Annotated in this window: 16 protein-coding genes; 2 read left to right on the forward strand and 14 right to left on the reverse strand. The window is 70.9% G+C overall.

All coding sequences use genetic code 11. The annotated features are described in order from the left end of the window. Nucleotides 1-3 precede the first annotated feature (3 nt). Genes ncot_RS09780 through ncot_RS09790 form a run of 3 tightly spaced genes read right to left on the reverse strand, consistent with a single transcriptional unit; the run spans nt 4 to nt 2,185 of the window. Complete coding sequence (locus tag ncot_RS09780; protein WP_168617441.1) at nt 4-1,158, reverse strand: FAD-dependent oxidoreductase; 1,155 nt, start codon at nt 1,156-1,158, stop codon at nt 4-6. Beyond that, nucleotides 1,155-1,763, reverse strand: a complete 609-nt coding sequence (gene folE, locus ncot_RS09785; protein ID WP_168617442.1) for a GTP cyclohydrolase I FolE — start codon at nt 1,761-1,763, stop codon at nt 1,155-1,157. The genes ncot_RS09780 and folE overlap by 4 nt, the downstream gene beginning before the upstream one ends. Continuing rightward, nucleotides 1,760-2,185, reverse strand: coding sequence for a hypothetical protein (locus ncot_RS09790; RefSeq protein ID WP_168617443.1), 426 nt, complete (start codon nt 2,183-2,185; stop codon nt 1,760-1,762). The genes folE and ncot_RS09790 overlap by 4 nt, the downstream gene beginning before the upstream one ends. A 92-nt stretch (nt 2,186-2,277) precedes the next feature. Here ncot_RS09790 and ncot_RS09795 point away from each other — a divergent pair, with 92 nt between their 5' ends. Together ncot_RS09795 and ncot_RS09800 are read left to right on the forward strand one after the other, a co-directional pair. After that, nucleotides 2,278-2,952 carry a transcriptional regulator gene (locus ncot_RS09795; RefSeq protein WP_168617444.1) on the forward strand — a complete coding sequence of 225 codons (675 nt, stop codon included), beginning with the start codon at nt 2,278-2,280 and terminating at the stop codon, nt 2,950-2,952. A gap of 112 nt (nt 2,953-3,064) precedes the next feature. Beyond that, nucleotides 3,065-4,576, forward strand: a complete 1,512-nt coding sequence (locus tag ncot_RS09800; RefSeq protein WP_168617445.1) for an ATP-dependent DNA ligase — start codon at nt 3,065-3,067, stop codon at nt 4,574-4,576. A gap of 17 nt (nt 4,577-4,593) precedes the next feature. Here ncot_RS09800 and ligD read toward each other — a convergent pair whose 3' ends face one another. From ligD to mihF, 11 genes are all read right to left on the reverse strand, one after another. Continuing rightward, complete coding sequence (ligD, locus tag ncot_RS09805; protein WP_168617446.1) at nt 4,594-5,559, reverse strand: non-homologous end-joining DNA ligase; 966 nt, start codon at nt 5,557-5,559, stop codon at nt 4,594-4,596. A 14-nt stretch (nt 5,560-5,573) separates the two neighbouring features. Then, nucleotides 5,574-7,043 carry a transcription antitermination factor NusB gene (locus tag ncot_RS09810; RefSeq protein WP_168617447.1) on the reverse strand — a complete coding sequence of 490 codons (1,470 nt, stop codon included), beginning with the start codon at nt 7,041-7,043 and terminating at the stop codon, nt 5,574-5,576. Then, entirely contained in the window at nt 7,036-7,467 is a 432-nt protein-coding gene (locus ncot_RS09815) for an MmcQ/YjbR family DNA-binding protein (RefSeq protein ID WP_168617448.1), read from the reverse strand. The genes ncot_RS09810 and ncot_RS09815 overlap by 8 nt, the downstream gene beginning before the upstream one ends. Before the next feature lie 20 nt (nt 7,468-7,487). Further along, nucleotides 7,488-8,420 (reverse strand): methionyl-tRNA formyltransferase, encoded by a 933-nt coding sequence (gene fmt, locus ncot_RS09820; RefSeq protein WP_168617449.1) that lies wholly within the window; start codon nt 8,418-8,420, stop codon nt 7,488-7,490. Continuing rightward, the gene (gene def / locus ncot_RS09825; RefSeq protein WP_168617450.1) at nt 8,420-8,965 is read right to left on the reverse strand and encodes a peptide deformylase; all 546 of its coding nucleotides are present in this window, start codon (nt 8,963-8,965) and stop codon (nt 8,420-8,422) included. The genes fmt and def overlap by 1 nt, the downstream gene beginning before the upstream one ends. A 93-nt stretch (nt 8,966-9,058) precedes the next feature. Next, entirely contained in the window at nt 9,059-11,113 is a 2,055-nt protein-coding gene (locus ncot_RS09830; RefSeq protein WP_206064920.1) for a primosomal protein N', read from the reverse strand. A 191-nt stretch (nt 11,114-11,304) separates the two neighbouring features. Further along, entirely contained in the window at nt 11,305-12,507 is a 1,203-nt protein-coding gene (gene metK / locus ncot_RS09835) for a methionine adenosyltransferase (RefSeq protein WP_168617451.1), read from the reverse strand. Nucleotides 12,508-12,604: 97 nt separating this feature from the next. Then, nucleotides 12,605-13,873 (reverse strand): bifunctional phosphopantothenoylcysteine decarboxylase/phosphopantothenate--cysteine ligase CoaBC, encoded by a 1,269-nt coding sequence (gene coaBC / locus ncot_RS09840; RefSeq protein WP_168617452.1) that lies wholly within the window; start codon nt 13,871-13,873, stop codon nt 12,605-12,607. 20 nt (nt 13,874-13,893) lie between these two features. Beyond that, nucleotides 13,894-14,226, reverse strand: a complete 333-nt coding sequence (gene rpoZ, locus ncot_RS09845) for a DNA-directed RNA polymerase subunit omega (protein ID WP_206064921.1) — start codon at nt 14,224-14,226, stop codon at nt 13,894-13,896. Between the two features lie 58 nt (nt 14,227-14,284). Next, complete coding sequence (gmk, locus tag ncot_RS09850) at nt 14,285-14,872, reverse strand: guanylate kinase (RefSeq protein WP_168617454.1); 588 nt, start codon at nt 14,870-14,872, stop codon at nt 14,285-14,287. After that, on the reverse strand, nt 14,865-15,185 hold the full coding sequence (gene mihF / locus ncot_RS09855) for an integration host factor, actinobacterial type (RefSeq protein ID WP_168617455.1): 321 nt from the start codon (nt 15,183-15,185) through the stop codon (nt 14,865-14,867). The genes gmk and mihF overlap by 8 nt, the downstream gene beginning before the upstream one ends. Between the last annotated feature and the right edge of the window lie 65 nt (nt 15,186-15,250).

Consider the following 15,250-nt stretch of genomic DNA (forward strand, 5'->3'; position numbering starts at 1 on the left):
AGGCTAGTGGTCGGCCCTGGTGCCCACGCGGGCCCGGATCTCCTCGGTGGCGTCCCAGTCGTTCACGTGCATCCCGGCGACCACGAGTCCGTCGCGCAGCCAGTAGGCGCGGAACGCACCCGAGGCCGGTTCGCCCTCGATCTGCACGTCGGTGTAGCCGTCGGGCCCGATGCTGCCGACGTACTCCATGCCGAGGTCGTACTGGTCGGTGAAGAAGTAGGGCAGGCGATCGTACGCCGCGTCGAGGCCCAGCATCACCCGGGCCGCGTGCCTGCCCTGCTCGATGGCGGTGTCCCAGTGCTCGACCCGGATCCGACGGCCCAGGACCGGGTGCTGCTGGTTGGCGACGTCGCCGGCCGCGAGGACGCGGGGGTCGGAGGTGCGCAGGAGCTCGTCGACCAGGACCCCGTTGTCGACGTCGAGGCCGGCCTGGCGGGCGAGGTCGTCGACGGGCTCCACACCGACACCGACCACGACCAGGTCCGAGGCCAGCGCTGATCCGTCGGCGAGGTGGACCGTGCCGTCGGAGTCGATGCCGGTGACCTGCGCGGAGAGCCGGAGGTCCACCCCGTGGGCGCGGTGCAGGTCGGCGAAGTGCGCGGCCACCTCGGGACCGAGCACCCGCAGCAGTGGCAGCTCGAGGGACTCGACGATCGTCACGTGGGTGTCGGCCGCCCGGGCGGCCGCGGCGACCTCGAGGCCGATCCATCCGCCGCCGATGATGATGAGCCGGTTCTCGGCACCGAAGCTCTCCTTGAGCAGGCGAGAGTCCTCGAGGGTGCGCAGGTAGGCGACCGGGGCGCCGCTCTCGTCGGCCATGCGGAGGTGCCGTGGCCGGGAACCGGTGGCCAGGAGCAGTCGGTCGAACGGCAGCACGTCGTCACCGGCGTGGACGGTGCCCGCCTCGAGGTCGATGGCGTCGGCGGTCGTCGCGGTGCGCAGGTCGACGTCGTGGTCGGCGTACCAGTCCTTGTCGAGCACGGTCGCGGAGTCCGGGTCGGCCTGACCCAGCAGGACTCCCTTGGAGAGTGGTGGTCGCTCGTAGGGCAGGTGGTCCTCCCCGGCAAGGACGACCACGCTGTCGGAGTGGCCGCCCTCGCGGAGCTCGACGGCTGCCTTGGCGGCCGCCAGGCCGCCCCCGACGATCACGATGTTCATCGCTTGTCCTTTCCGTTGCGGGCGAGAGTCAGGAACTCGGCACGTCCCGCGGGGTCGTCCCGGAGCCGGCCGAGCAGCGCCGAGGTCACCGTGCGGGCACCGGACACCCGTGCCCCACGCAGGCTCATGCAGGTGTGCTCGGCCTCGATCACGACTCCGACCCCACGGGGCTGGAGGGTGCCCTGGAGGTGGTTGGCGATCTGTTGGGTCAAGCGTTCCTGAGTCTGCGCCCGGCGGGCGTGGAACTCAACCAGTCGGGCGAACTTCGAGAGGCCCAGGATGCGGTCACCGGGCAGGTAGCCCACGTGGGCGACCCCGGAGAACGGGAGCATGTGGTGCTCGCACAGCGACTGCACCGGGATGTCCTGGACCAGGACCAGCTCGTCGTACCCGTCGTCGTTGGTGAAGGTGGTGAAGTCGAAGTCGCGCGCCCGGAGCATCTCCAGGTAGGCGTCGGCCATGCGGCGTGGCGTGTCGACCATGGCCTCGGTCTCGATCGGCAGTCCGAGGGCGGCGAGGAAGGCTGTCGCGGCCTCCTCCACCACCACCGGGTCGACCTCCTCCCGTGCATGCGTGATGCGCGGGCGCAGCGGGGTCGCCGTCATCGCTTCGCGGACTCGTGACGGGCCTGGGCCAGCAGTGCCAGGGCGAGGGCCGCGACCAGCAAGCCGAAGTCACGCAGGGCCACGTCGTAGTAGTCCCCCATGGTGACGAGGTTGACGATGATGCCGGCGAGCCAGGCGGCCACCAGGAGGCCCCCGAAGCGGGGCGCGACTGCCACGGCGATGCCGGCCACGATCTCGATCACGCCCACCAGCATCATCGCCTGGTGCGCCGAGCCCGGCACGATGTCGTTGATCCACGGGGCCAGGTAGTGGTCCCAGTCGGTGAGGATGCCGGCGAACTTGTCGAGCCCGAACGCGATCGGAGCGACGGTGAACACCGTGCGGAGCAGGAAGAACGCGCGCTCCACCGGCGCGTTCCCCGCAGGAGTGGTGCTGCTGACGGGAGACTGTTGAGTTGTCATGATGTGCCTCGATTTCTAAAGGACGTTGTTTTCTACTTTAGTCTTGTACGAGGCGTACAGTCAATGTCGTTCCCCTTGAGAAAGGCCGTGTCGTGGACCTCGCATCCCAGGCAACGGGAATCGGTGCCCTCTCCGAGCCGGTGCGTCGCGCTCTCTACGAGTACGTCGTGTCCCAGACCGACGCAGTCAGCCGGGAACGGGCCGCCACCGCCGTCGGCGTCGCGACGCACACGGCCAAGTTCCACCTCGACAAGCTCGTCGACGAGGGGCTGCTGAAGACCGAGTTCCGCCGGCTCAGCGGCCGCTCCGGGCCGGGCGCCGGACGGCCGAGCAAGCTCTACCGCCGCGGCGAGCGAGAGTTCGCCGTGTCCCTCCCCCCACGTCGCTACGACCTGGTCGGCCACATCCTGGCCTCGGCCGTCGAGCGCGCCGCCACCGACGGGACGTCGATGGCCGCGGCCATGGACGCGGCCGCCACCGACGAAGGACGAGCGGCGGGCTCCACCTCTGCCTCCCGCTCCGAGGACGACCTCGACAGGCTCAGCGAGACCCTGACGGACCAGGGCTACGAGGCCCGCGTCGAGGACGACACCGTGCTCCTGGCCAACTGCCCCTTCGACACCCTGGCCAAGGAGCACACCGCCCTGGTCTGTGGCCTGAACCAGCACTATGTCCAGGGAGTCGCCGAAGGACTCGGTGCCGACGCCCTTCAGGCATGTCTCGAACCTGCCGACGGCTGGTGCTGCGTGCGGACCCGACGCTCCTGAGACCTGCGACGACCGGGAGCTGCTTGCCCCGGCTGCCACCTCGGCTGGCTCCGCCCCGTCATCCCTGTGCTGGCCGGGGTCGGCTGTCGGGGTCGTCGGGCATGCTGGGTGCATGCAGCTGGAATCGGTGATCAGGACGTCCCAGGCGGTGGCCGCGACCAGGTCACGCAACGAGAAGGTCGCCGCCGTCGCCGCGGCGCTCACCGCGGCCGCCGACTCCGGGGCCTCGGTCGAAGTCGTTGCCGACTACCTGGCCGGGGTCCTTCCGCAACGGCGCATCGGTGTCAGCTGGCGAGGACTCGCATCGCTCCCCCCGGCCGCCACGGACTCGACTCTCTCCGTCGCCGACGTCGATGCCGCGCTGAGCTCCATCGGCGCACTCTCGGGTTCGGGATCCACCGCCGGCCGGGCAACGGCGGTCACCCAGCTCTTCTCGCGCGCGACCGAGCCCGAGCAGCAATGGCTCCGCGCGCTGATCACCGGAGAGATGCGGCAGGGCGCGAGTGACGGCGTACTCCTCAAGGCCATCGCGCAGGCGGCCGCCGTCCCGGAGGAGGCGGTGCGCCGAGGCGTGATGCTGGCCGGCTTCGCGGGGCCGGTGGCCAGGATCGCGCTCGGCGGAGGGGAGCCGGCCCTGCTCGAGGTCAGGCTCGAGGTGGGCCGCCCGCTGCGCCCCATGCTCGCCGCCTCGGCTCCCGACGTTGCCGCCGCCGTGACCGGCCCGGTCGCACTCGACAGCAAGCTCGACGGCATCCGCATCCAGGCCCATGTCGCATCCGGCAGCGTCCGGCTGTTCACCCGCACGCTGGAGGACGTCACCGATCGCCTGCCGGAGGTGGTCGCCGCGGTCCGGGCCCTGCCCGTGCGGGAGGCCGTCCTCGACGGCGAGGTGATCGCCGAGACGGACGGTCGGCCGGCGCCCTTCCAGGTGACCGGCTCTCGCACCATGAGCAGCGCCGACCCTGACCGGATGGCCGCCGAGATCCCCCTGTCGACGTACTTCTTCGACCTCCTCCACCTCGACGGTCGTGACCTCGTCGACGCACCCGCCCACGAGCGATGGACCCACCTCGAGCAGGTGGCCCCGGCACACGTGGTGCCGCGCGTCCTCACCGACTCGGTGCCGGAGGCCGAGGCGTTCTTCGCCGAACGCCTCGCCGCCGGGCACGAAGGAGTCGTCGTCAAGGACCCGGCCGCTCCCTACGCTGCGGGCCGGCGTGGCGCAGGCTGGGTCAAGGTGAAGCCCCGGCACACCCTCGACCTGGTGGTGCTGGCGGTCGAGTGGGGCAGCGGGCGCCGTCGCGGACTGCTCTCCAACATCCACCTCGGCGCCCATGACGCGGCGACCGGTGAGCTGGTGATGCTGGGCAAGACCTTCAAGGGAATGACCGACCAGATGCTGGCCTGGCAGACCGAGCGGTTCCTCGAGCTCGAGACGCATCGAGAAGGGCACGTGGTCTTCGTCCGACCGGAGCAGGTCGTCGAGATCGCCTTCGACGGCGTGCAGACCTCCCGGCGCTACCCGGGCGGCGTGGCGCTGCGTTTCGCGCGCGTGCTCCGTTATCGCGACGACAAGCCGGTGGCCGAGATCGACACCCTCGACGCGGTGCGCGCGCTGGGCTGAGGGCCCCGGTGGCCTCGTCACTCCTCGGGGTCGACGGGCGGGTCAGCCCCTTCGCTCTCGTCCCGGTCGGCCCACTCGAGGAGGCGCGCGATGTCGAAGACGTGGTCGTCGATGTCGGCATGGAGGTCGCCGATCTCGGCATACCGTGCCGGCACGGTGAGCACCGTGAAGTCGTCGGGCTCGACCGTGTCGATCTCGTCCCAGCGCACCGGTGTCGAGACGCGCGCCGAGGGCACACCCCGCACGGAGTACGCCGCCGCGATGGTGTGGTCGCGTGCGTTCTGGTTGTAGTCGACGAAGAGGTGACGGGGGTCGCGGTCCTTGCGCCACCACGTCGTGGTGACGTCCTCGGGTGCACGACGTTCCACCTCACGGGCGAACGCCAGGGCTGCGCGGCGGACCTCCTTGTGGCCGTGCTCGGGCTTGATCCGGACGTAGACGTGCAGGCCCGATCCCCCGCTGGTCTTGGGGAAGCCGGTGGCCCCCAGCTCGTCGAGGACCTCATGGGCGACCCGGGCGACCCGCTGCACCTGCGACCAGTCGGACTCCGGGCCGGGGTCGAGGTCGATGCGCCACTCGTCCGGTTTCTCAGGATCGGCCCGCCGGCTGTTCCACGGATGGAACTCCACCGTGGACATCTGGACCGCCCAGACCACGCTGGCCAGCTCGGTGACGCAGAGCTCGTCGGCGGTGCGGTTCCACCTCGGGAAGTGCAGCTCGACGGTCTCCAGCCAGTCAGGGGCACCGCGCGGCACCCGCTTCTGGTGCACCTTCTCGCCGTCGAGCCCCGTGGGGAAGCGGTGCAGCATGCACGGGCGTTCGCGCAGGGCGTTGACGATGCCGTCGCCCACCGACACGTAGTAGTCGACCAGGTCGAGCTTGGTCAGGCCCAGCTCGGGGAAGTAGACCCGGTCAGGGTTGCTGACCCGCACCACCCGGTTGTCGACCTCGATCTCGACGGACGGTGACTTCGCGGTGGCCATGCGCCCAACCTAGTTCAGGATCGTCGCAACAGGGCCAGGAACATGGCGTCGGTCCGGTGCAGGTGTGGCCACAGCTGGACCGTGCCCGGCAGCGGGCCTCGGCACTCCGCGACGTCCACGCCCGGCAGGTCCGCCAGCACTGCTGCGGCATCGACCACGCCGACGTCGTCCCGACCGGCCAGCACCTGCTCGACCACGTCCTTGGTCTCGGCCAGGACCGGTGAGCAGGTCACGTAGGCGACCAACCCACCCGGGCGGACCGAGTCCAACGCCGTGGCCAGGAGCGACCGCTGGACGGGGACCAGGTCGGCCAGGTCCTTGGGCCGGCGCCGCCAGCGGGACTCGGGCCTGCGACGCAACGCCCCCAGTCCCGAGCAGGGCGCGTCGACGAGGACCCGGTCGAACGAGCCGGGACGCCAGGCCGGACGGGTGCCGTCGGCCACCACCACACCACTCAGACCGGCGGAGGCCGCGCGGGTGCCCCGCCTGACCAGCTCGGCACGGTGTTGCTGCAGCTCGGAGGCGAGCAGCAGGGCGCCACCCTCGGCGGCGAGGGCTGCCAGCAGCGCCGACTTGCCACCGGGGCCGGCGCACGCGTCGAGCCAGTGCTGGTCGCGCCCGGCGAGCTCGGCGGCGGCCAGCGCCAGCGCGACCAGCTGGGAGCCCTCGTCCTGGACACCGGCCCTGCCCTCGGCCACGGCCGGCACCGCGCCCGGGTCACCGCCGGTGAGGCGCACGGCGTACGGCGAGCGGCCGGTGACCTCTCCCCCCGAGGCGACCAGCTCATCGACCGTGGCCAGTCCCGGACGGGCGACGAGCGTCACCTGCGGGTTGTCGTTGTCAGCCGCGAGGAGCGCATCCAGGGCGGACGCCTCCGCGTGACCACACGCGGACAGTGCGTCGGACAGGGCGCTGACGATCCACTGTGGGTGGGAGTGGGCGATGGAGGCGAAGCCGACCGGGTCGGTCGGGGCCACCCGACGAATCCACTGGTCGAGGTCGTGGGCACTCACCTTGCGCAGCACGGCGTTGGTGAAGCCAGCCGGCCCCTGGCCGACACGGGCCCGCACCAGGTCGACGGTGGTCGAGATCGAAGCGTGCGCGGGCACGCGCATCGAGAGCACCTGGTGGGCGCCCAGGCGCAGCGCGTCGAGCACCTTCGCCTCGACCTTGGCCAGCGGTCGGTCGACGCAGGCTCCCAGGATGGCGTCGTAGGTGCCCTGCCGACGGAGGGTCCCCGACACGAGCTCGGTGACGAAGGCCGCGTCACGCCCCTCGAGACCAGCGCTGCGCAGCACGTGGGGCAGCACCAGGTTGGTGTAGGCGTCATCGACCCGCACCGCCTTGAGCACGTCGTACGCCGCCGCGCGCGGGGCGTCCACCGAGGCGCGGGTCACCGGTGGCCTGCCCCCGGAGCGTCTCGGCCCTCCACGCCCTCCTTGCCCGCGGTGCCCGCGGTTGCCGCCGCGCCGCGGGTCAGCCATCCGTGGATCCCTTCGCGAAGAACTCCCTCACGAGACGCTTCGGCGCCTTGCTCGCCCACGCGTCGGTGATGATCTCCGTGAGCTCCTCGAGATCGACCTCTCCGAGCCGGGACTCCTGCACCAGGACAGCCTTGAACCCGTCGAAGTGGTCGACGGTGAAGAACGGAAGACGCGGATCGGCCACCAACGCCTCCTTGTCCTCCAGCGTGGGCGTGTGGATCACCAGGAGGTCGTCGTACATCTCGCCCGTCACTGGATCGACGGCGCTCCTGTGCGCCCTCCGGTGGAGCAGGAATCCCTTGCCCTTGTCGCCCCGGGGCACCTTGTAGGTCGGCCGGTCGCCCCATGACGTGCCGAGCTCCACCTCGGGCAGGGCGAGGCAGATGTCGGAGATGTCGTCGGGTGTCGCCTTGCGACTGGTCATGGGAGTGACCGTAACCGTCCTCACGCGTCGCCGAAACGGGTGCCGGCCTCGAGGCGCACGCCCCTGGCCCAGTCGGCAGCACTCATCAGCTTCTTGCCGAACGCCTTGACCTCGCCCAGCTTCACCGGCTCGGTGCCGGTGCCGACGTGCACCGCGTTCTTGCTCACCGCGAGCACGCCGGGTTCGAGGCGCTCGTGGGTGTCGTCGATGCGCACCGCACCGATCTTGATCCGTTCCCCCTCGTGGGTCGACCAGGCGCCGGGCCCGGGCGTGCAGGCCCGGATCCGGCGGTCGACGCGGATGGCTGGCTCGGTCCAGTCGATGGCAGCGTCCTCGACGAGGATCTTGGGGGCGAAGCTGACCCCCTCGTCGCTCTGCTCACGGGCCTCGATCGCGCCGTCGGCGATTCCGTCGAGCGTCGCAACCAGGAGGCTGGCACCGCCCTCCGCCAACCGGCCCAGCAGGTCTCCGGCGGTGTCGGTGGGGCGGACGGACTCGGTCATCACGCCGAAGGTGGGTCCTGCGTCGAGTGCCTTCACGATGCGGAACGTGGTGGCACCCGTCATCTCGTCGCCGGCCCAGATCGAGTGCTGCACCGGCGCTGCACCCCGCCACGCGGGGAGGAGGGAGAAGTGCAGGTTGACCCAGCCGTGCTCGGGGATGTCGAGCGCCGACTGCGGCAGCAGCGCTCCGTAGGCCACCACCGGGCAACAGTCGGGTTCGAGGGCCCTGAGCGCGGCCTGGAAGTCGGGGTCGCGTGGGTGCTCCGGCTTCAGCACGGGGACGCCGAGCTCCTCGGCCCGCTGGGCGACGGGTGAGGCGACCAGCTTGCGTCCGCGACCGGACGGAGCGTCGGGTCGAGTCACCACGCCGACCAGCTCGTGCGGGGACTCGGCGATGGCGTCGAGGGCCGGGAGCGCGACCTCGGGGGTGCCGGCGAACACGACGCGCATCAGAATCCGAATCCGTTCGTGGGGTGGGGTGAGACCTTGACCGTGGGCTTCTCGAGACCGAACCAGTCGGACTCACGGATGGTGCGCATCGCGTGCTTGCGGGCCTCGACGTCGAGCTTGTCGATGAAGAGCACGCCGTCGAGGTGGTCGGTCTCGTGCTGGATCGCGCGAGCGAGCAGCTCGGAGCCGCTGATGGTGACCGGCTCGCCGTGCATGTCGAACCCGTTGGCGACGACCGACAGCGCGCGCAGGCAGTCATAGGTCAGGTTGGGCAAGGAGAGGCATCCCTCCGCACCGAGCTGTTGCTCCTCGGAGAGCTCGAGGGTCGGGTTGACCAGGTGGCCGACCTCGCCGTCCACGTTCCACGTGAACACCCGCAGGCCGACCCCGATCTGGGGAGCGGCCAGTCCGGCTCCGGGTGCGTCGAGCATGGTGTCCGTCAGGTCCGAGACCAGGGTGCGGAGCTCCTTGTCGAAGGTGGTGACCTCGATCGCGCGGCTGCGCAGGATCGGGTCTCCGAAGAGGCGGATCGGCTGGATGGCCACGGTTCTCCTAGCGGTCGAGTGCGCGGGACAGTCTAGAAGGCCTCTGGGCACCGAGCCGTGGCGAGGCATGCCGGACGGGTCCTGGCTGCCGGCTCACAGGCTCGGCGGGTCGACCTGCACCCTGACCGGATCCAGCTTGCGGGCCGAGCGCAGGCGCTGCAGCTCGCCGAGCGCCTCGCTGAGGGCGTTGCCGCTCTGCCGGGGCGCGCGGAGCACCACCCGGGACTCCGTCGGCGTGCCCTCGCGGGTCTCGACCGGGATGGGTCCCAGCACCTCGGTGGCGGCGGGAGCGTCGAGCAGGGTCAGGACGTCATCGACGGCCCCGGGACTCCCGGTGATCGTCGCCAGCCGGCTGGCCGGCGGCAGGTGGGCCGACCGTCGCTCGTCCATCTCCCGACGGGCGAACCCGCCGGCGTCCCACCGGACGAGCGCCTGGAGCGGGGGCTCGGCTGGATCACCGACCGCCACCACGTGCCCACCTTGCCGACTGAGCGCGGCCGCGTTCATCCACCGCCGCAGCGCCTCCTCCCCGGTGCGCAGGTCGAGCCGCCCCAGTGCCAGCCAGGTGTCGAGGAGCACCACCGCGGCGTAGCCGCCCTCGGCCACCGGCTCCGCCCCCGGGGTGGCGACGATGATGGCCGGCTTGTCCCCCACCTCCGTGAGCACGCGGTCTCCGCTGGAGGTGCGCACGACCACGCTCGAGAACGTGCGGCCCAGCTCCTCGGCCGTGCGGGCATCCCCGCGCACGGGCGCTCGCAGCCCGTGGTGACCACACGTCGGGCACGCGAAACCGGCGTGGTCGACGCCGCACCACGAGCACGACGGAGGGCGTGCGTTGCCGGTGATGCGCAGCGGGCCCCGGCAGCTCGTGCACCTGGCGGGCGTGCGACAGCGCTCACAGGCGAGACTCGCTGCGTACCCGGCGCGCGGTGTCTGGACCAGAACGGGTCCCCCACGGGTCAAGCCGGCTCGGATCGCCTCGAACGCGCGGGCCGGGAAGCGGGTCGACCGGGCCATCGGGTCGCGTTCCAGCTCACGGTCGGTCGCCCCGGTGACCGAGACCGTGAGGTGGTCACGGATCGCTCCGCGGGAGGGCGCGATCTCGGCGGCCCACCCCGTGGAGAGGAGGTACTCGGCCTCGACGGTGCGGGCGAACCCCGCCACCAGCACGGCGGCCTTCTCGGCCTCCGCCCGCAGGAGGAGCACCTCCCGGGTGTGCGGATAGGGCGCGCGAGGCTCGGCATAGAGGTCGTCGCCGTCGTCCCAGATCGCCAGCAGGCCGAGGTGGTGGACAGGGGCGAAGACGGCGGCCCGGGTGCCGACCACGATCCTGGTCGAACCACGGGAGATGGCGAGGAAGTCGCGGTAGCGAGCGGACGGACCGCTCTCCGCGCTCAGCGCCACGTGGTGCCCTGAGCCGAGCAGCTGCGTCAGCGCCTGGTCGACACGAGCCAGGTCCTTCCCGTCGGGCACGCACAGGATGGCTCCCCTGCCGCTGGCGTGGGTCGCCGCCGCAGCGTGGGCGAGGCGCCGTGGCCAGTCGGTGCCGGGGCCCGCGGACCAGACGGCTCGCGGTGATCGACCAGCGGCCAGGCCCTCCACGAACGCGGCTCCGTGGGTGTCCTCCCGCCACGCTGCGGTCGCGTCGTCGTGCCGTGCCGCGAACGGCGGGGCGGGTGTGCTCGGATGTTTCTCGGTGGTCGCGTGCCGCGGGGGGACCGCCAACCGGAGCACGTCCGCGCGGCTGCCGGCATACCGCTGCGCCACCGCACGGCTGAGGGCGGCGACCTCTTGGCTCAGCACGGGCTCCGCGCTGACCACCCGCCGCAACGGCTGGAGGCGGCCGGCGTGCTCGCTCGCGTCGGAGCGAGAGAGCACGAACGCATCGACGTCCTGTCCGGCGAACCGGACCTTGACCCGCGCCCCGGGCACGGCTGTCTCGGCCATGGACTCCGGGACGGCGTAGTCGAACTCGCGGTCGAGGTGTGCCAAGGGGATGTCCACCAGCACCTGGGCCACGGGGGCGACGCTGGCCAGCGTGGCCTCCGGCCTCTTCGCCGAGGTCTTCCCCCTGCGCGCACGGGCACGGACCAGGCCCGGCAGCAGCTCGGGCTGCCCGGCGGAGTCGTCGTACGTCGGGTTGGTCATCGGGGCCATTCCTACCAGCAACCGCGGACACTGATGATGTTCTGGCCCCGGGGGCCGCGACTCCACCGCTGACTGTCGGCCTGGGTGGCCGGACGGGCACGTCTCCCCGGCCGGAACCAGAACTCCCCGGCCGAGATCTCGGCCGGGGAGCACCTGTTTCCCCGGGTGTCCGGGGAAGCGGGACGAGCGGGTCAGGCGGTGGCGGCGGCCTTCAGGGCGTCGGCACGGTCGGTGCGCTCCCAGGTGAACTCGGGGAGCTCGCGACCGAAGTGACCGTAGGCGGCCGTCTTGGCATAGATCGGGCGCAGCAGGTCGAGGTCACGGATGATCGCGGCGGGACGCAGGTCGAAGACCTCGAGCACCGCCTTCTGGATGTCCTCGTCGGGGACCGTGCCGGTGCCGAAGGTCTCGATGAAGACCCCGACCGGGTGTGCCTTGCCGATGGCGTAGGCGACCTGCACCTCGCAGCGCTTGGCCAGCCCGGCGGCCACCACGTTCTTGGCCACCCAGCGGGTGGCGTAGGCGGCGGAGCGGTCGACCTTGGAGGGATCCTTGCCGGAGAACGCGCCACCACCGTGACGCGCCATGCCGCCGTAGGTGTCGACGATGATCTTGCGACCGGTCAGGCCGGCGTCACCCATCGGGCCACCGACCACGAACTTGCCGGTCGGGTTGACCAGCATGCGGTAGTCGCTGGAGTCGATGTCGAAGCCCTGGAGCACGGCGTCGATGACGTGCTTCTTGATGTCGCCCTCGAGGGTGGGGTGGTCGATCTCGGCGGCGTGCTGCGTCGAGAGCACGACCGTGTCGATGCGCACCGGCCGACCCTCGGCGTCGTACTCGATGGTGACCTGGGTCTTGCCGTCGGGACGTAGGTAGGGCAGCGTGCCGTCCTTGCGCACCTCGGAGAGCTTCTCCGACAGCGTCTGCGCGATCTTGATCGGCAGCGGGAAGAGCTCGGGGGTGTCGTCGCAGGCGTAGCCGAACATCAGGCCCTGGTCGCCGGCTCCGCGCTTGTCGAGGTCGTCGTCGGACGAGCCGACGCGCGACTCGTGCCCGTCGTCGACGCCCGCCGCGATGTCGACCGACTGGCCGCCGATCGCGACCTGGACGCCACACGTGGTGCCGTCGAAGCCCTTGTCGGAGTGGTCGTAGCCGATCTCGAGGATCTTCTTGCGGACCAGCTCGGCGACAGGAGCGTAGGCGTTGGTGCGCACCTCTCCGGCGACAACGACCAGCCCCGTCGTGAGCAGGGTCTCCACGGCGACGCGCAGGTTCTCCTTGTCGGCGTCGTTCTCCATGAGGTAGTCAAGAACGGTGTCGCTGATCTGGTCAGCGATCTTGTCGGGGTGACCCTCGGTCACCGACTCCGACGTGAAAAGGCGTCCAGCCACAGTGGATCTCACTCCCGAATCGTTGGTGTGTCTTCAAAAACGATAGTCCAGCCCCCGAGTTACGTGACATCCGTCTCAGGGGTCCGTGCCCCGGGGCTCAGTGCAGACGGGTGAGCACCTGGTCCCAGATGGCGTGTGCGAGTGCGCCCTTGCTGCCCCGGGGGACCTGGCGTGCCTCCCCCGAGGTGGAGAGGATCACGGCCTCGTTGTCGGGACTGCCGAACACCGCTCCCCCGCTGACGTCGTTGACGACCAGCAGGTCGCAGCCCTTGCGGGCCAGCTTGGCGACGGCCAGCTCACGCACCGAGCTCGACGCGTCACCGGTCTCTGCGGCGAATCCCACGATCACCTGGCCGGGGCGGGCGCGATCGTGGGAGATCTGCTTGAGGATGTCGGGATTCTGGACCAGCTCGATGCTGGGCGCGGAGCCGTCGTCGGACTTCTTGATCTTGGCGTCGCTGACCGAGGTCGGCCGGAAGTCGGCGGGCGCGGCAGCCATGACCACCGCGTCGGCGGTCGCGGTCGCCGCCACCACGGCGTCGCGGAGCTCGGCGGTCGTCGAGACGGCCACCACCTTCACCCCGGCCGGATCGGGCAGGGAGACGTTGGCCGCGACCAGCGTCACCTCGGCTCCCCGGGCCGCGGCGGTGCGTGCCAGCGCGTAGCCCTGCAGCCCCGACGAGCGGTTGCCCAGGAAGCGCACCGGGTCGAGGTACTCGCGGGTGCCGCCGGCGGAGACCACCACGCGTCGACCGGCGAGGTCGAGCTCGGCGCCGTCGCGGTTGAGCACGTCGACGGCGAGCTCGAAGATCTCCGCGGGGTCGGGCAGGCGGCCCTTGCCGGTGTCCTTGCCGGTCAGGCGGCCCTCGTCGGGCTCGACCACGATCACGCCGCGTGCACGCAGCGTGGCCACGTTGGCGACGGTCGCGGGATGCTCCCACATCTCGGTGTGCATCGCGGGGGCGAACACGACGGGGCATCGCACCGTCAGCAGGGTGTTGGTCAACAAGTCGTCGGCCAGGCCGTGGGCAGCCTTGGCGACCAGGTCGGCCGTGGCCGGGGCGACGACGACGAGGTCGGCGTCCTGGCCGATCCGGACGTGGGGCACGGCATGCACGCCGGTCCACACGTCAGTGGCCACCGGCTTGCCGGACAGCGCCGCCCAGGTGGGAGCACCGACGAACTCGAGGGCGGCAGCCGTGGGGACCACCGTGACGTCGTGGCCCGACTCGGTGAAGCGACGCAGGAGCTCACAGGCCTTGTAGGCGGCGATGCCACCGCTGACTCCGAGGACGACACGAGGCCGCCTCCCCGTCGGGGAAGCGGCCACGTCGTCGTGGGAGCCGGTCACGAAGGGATCCGTCATCGGAGCTCCGGGTGTCGTCGTTATTCGGAGACGCTCGACTCGGCCTCGGCCGCGGCAGCCTTGGCAGCGGCCTCCTCGGCGGCAAGCTCGGCCGGGTCGACGTCTTCGCAGGTCAGCAGGTCCTCGTTGATCTCGCGCAAGGCGATGGACAGCGGCTTCTCCTGGACGTGGGTGTCGACCAGGGGACCGACGTACTCGAGCAGGCCCTCGCCCAGCTGCGAGTAGTAGGCGTTGATCTGACGGGCCCGCTTGGCGCTGTAGAGGACCAGCTTGTACTTCGAGTCCGTCTTGGTGAGCAGTTCGTCGATCGAGGGATTGGTGACACCCTCGCCGGTGGGGACAGACACGCGCACACGCCTCACAAGTAGTCGATAGGAGGGCCCAGTGTTGATGGGCCCGGTTGATCGTTGATCAGGCTCGCAGAGGAGCCTTCATCAATGCTACCAACTCGGTGGCTGCAGCGTGAACTTCACGGTTCACGATCGTGATGTCGAACTCGCTCTCGGCAGCCAGTTCCACGCGAGCGGTCTCGAGTCGGCGCTCACGCTCCCGCTCGTCCTCGGTGCCCCGGCCGACCAGGCGGCGCACCAGCTCGTCCCAGGACGGTGGCGTGAGGAACACGAACAGGGCCTCGGGCATGTTGACCTTGACCTGACGAGCACCCTGCAGGTCGATCTCGAGCAGGGCCGGCCTCCCGGCGGCCAACGCCTGCTCGACGGGACGCCGCGGCGTGCCGTAGCGGGCGGCCTTGTGCACGACGGCCCACTCGAGCAGCTCGTCGTGCGCGATCATCGCGTCGAACTCCTCGTCGGAGACGAAGTGGTAGTGGACACCGTCGACCTCACCGGGGCGGGCAGCACGGGTGGTCACCGAGACCGAGATCCACACCTCGGGGTGGTCGTCACGGATCACCGCCGCCACCGTGCCCTTGCCGACCGCGGTCGGCCCGGCAAGGACGACCAACCGGCTGGATGCGCTCGCGGTCGACTCGTCAGCCACGTGCGGAGAACTCGGCCTCGAGGGCTGCCACCTGCTTCACGCCGAGCCCGCGGACGCGGCGGCTCTCAGCGATGTTGAGACGCTCCATCAGCTGGCGTGCCCGCACCTTCCCGAGACCGGGCATCGACTGCAGCAGGTCGATGACCCGCATCTTGCCGATGACCTCGTTGGTCTGGCCCTCGCGGACCACCTCGATGATCGAGGCTCCGGAGTTCTTGAGGCGGTTCTTCACCTCGGCACGTTCCCGACGGGAGCTGGCAGCCTTGTCCAGGGCAGCCTGGCGTTGTTCAGGAGTGAGTGGGGGCAGGGCCACGGGTGCGGATCCTCGTCAATCGTGCGCAGGCGGATGTGTGGTCAATGTAGTCACAGCCCCCGACG

The organism is Nocardioides sp. JQ2195 (assembly GCF_012272695.1).
Taxonomy (GTDB): Bacteria; Actinomycetota; Actinomycetes; order Propionibacteriales; family Nocardioidaceae; genus Nocardioides.

What these genes read in the sequence shown, in the direction of transcription:
- ncot_RS09780 (WP_168617441.1), bottom strand. Translation starts at nt 1,158, where the DNA reads ATGAACATCGTGATCGTCGGGGGCGGCCTGGCGGCCGCCAAGGCAGCC.
- folE (WP_168617442.1), bottom strand. Translation starts at nt 1,763, where the DNA reads ATGACGGCGACCCCGCTGCGCCCGCGCATCACGCATGCACGGGAGGAG.
- ncot_RS09790 (WP_168617443.1), bottom strand. Translation starts at nt 2,185, where the DNA reads ATGACAACTCAACAGTCTCCCGTCAGCAGCACCACTCCTGCGGGGAAC.
- ncot_RS09800 (WP_168617445.1), top strand. Translation starts at nt 3,065, where the DNA reads ATGCAGCTGGAATCGGTGATCAGGACGTCCCAGGCGGTGGCCGCGACC.
- ligD (WP_168617446.1), bottom strand. Translation starts at nt 5,559, where the DNA reads ATGGCCACCGCGAAGTCACCGTCCGTCGAGATCGAGGTCGACAACCGG.
- ncot_RS09810 (WP_168617447.1), bottom strand. Translation starts at nt 7,043, where the DNA reads ATGGCTGACCCGCGGCGCGGCGGCAACCGCGGGCACCGCGGGCAAGGA.
- ncot_RS09815 (WP_168617448.1), bottom strand. Translation starts at nt 7,467, where the DNA reads ATGACCAGTCGCAAGGCGACACCCGACGACATCTCCGACATCTGCCTC.
- fmt (WP_168617449.1), bottom strand. Translation starts at nt 8,420, where the DNA reads ATGCGCGTCGTGTTCGCCGGCACCCCCGAGGTCGCGCTCCCGGCCCTC.
- ncot_RS09830 (WP_206064920.1), bottom strand. Translation starts at nt 11,113, where the DNA reads ATGACCAACCCGACGTACGACGACTCCGCCGGGCAGCCCGAGCTGCTG.
- coaBC (WP_168617452.1), bottom strand. Translation starts at nt 13,873, where the DNA reads ATGACGGATCCCTTCGTGACCGGCTCCCACGACGACGTGGCCGCTTCC.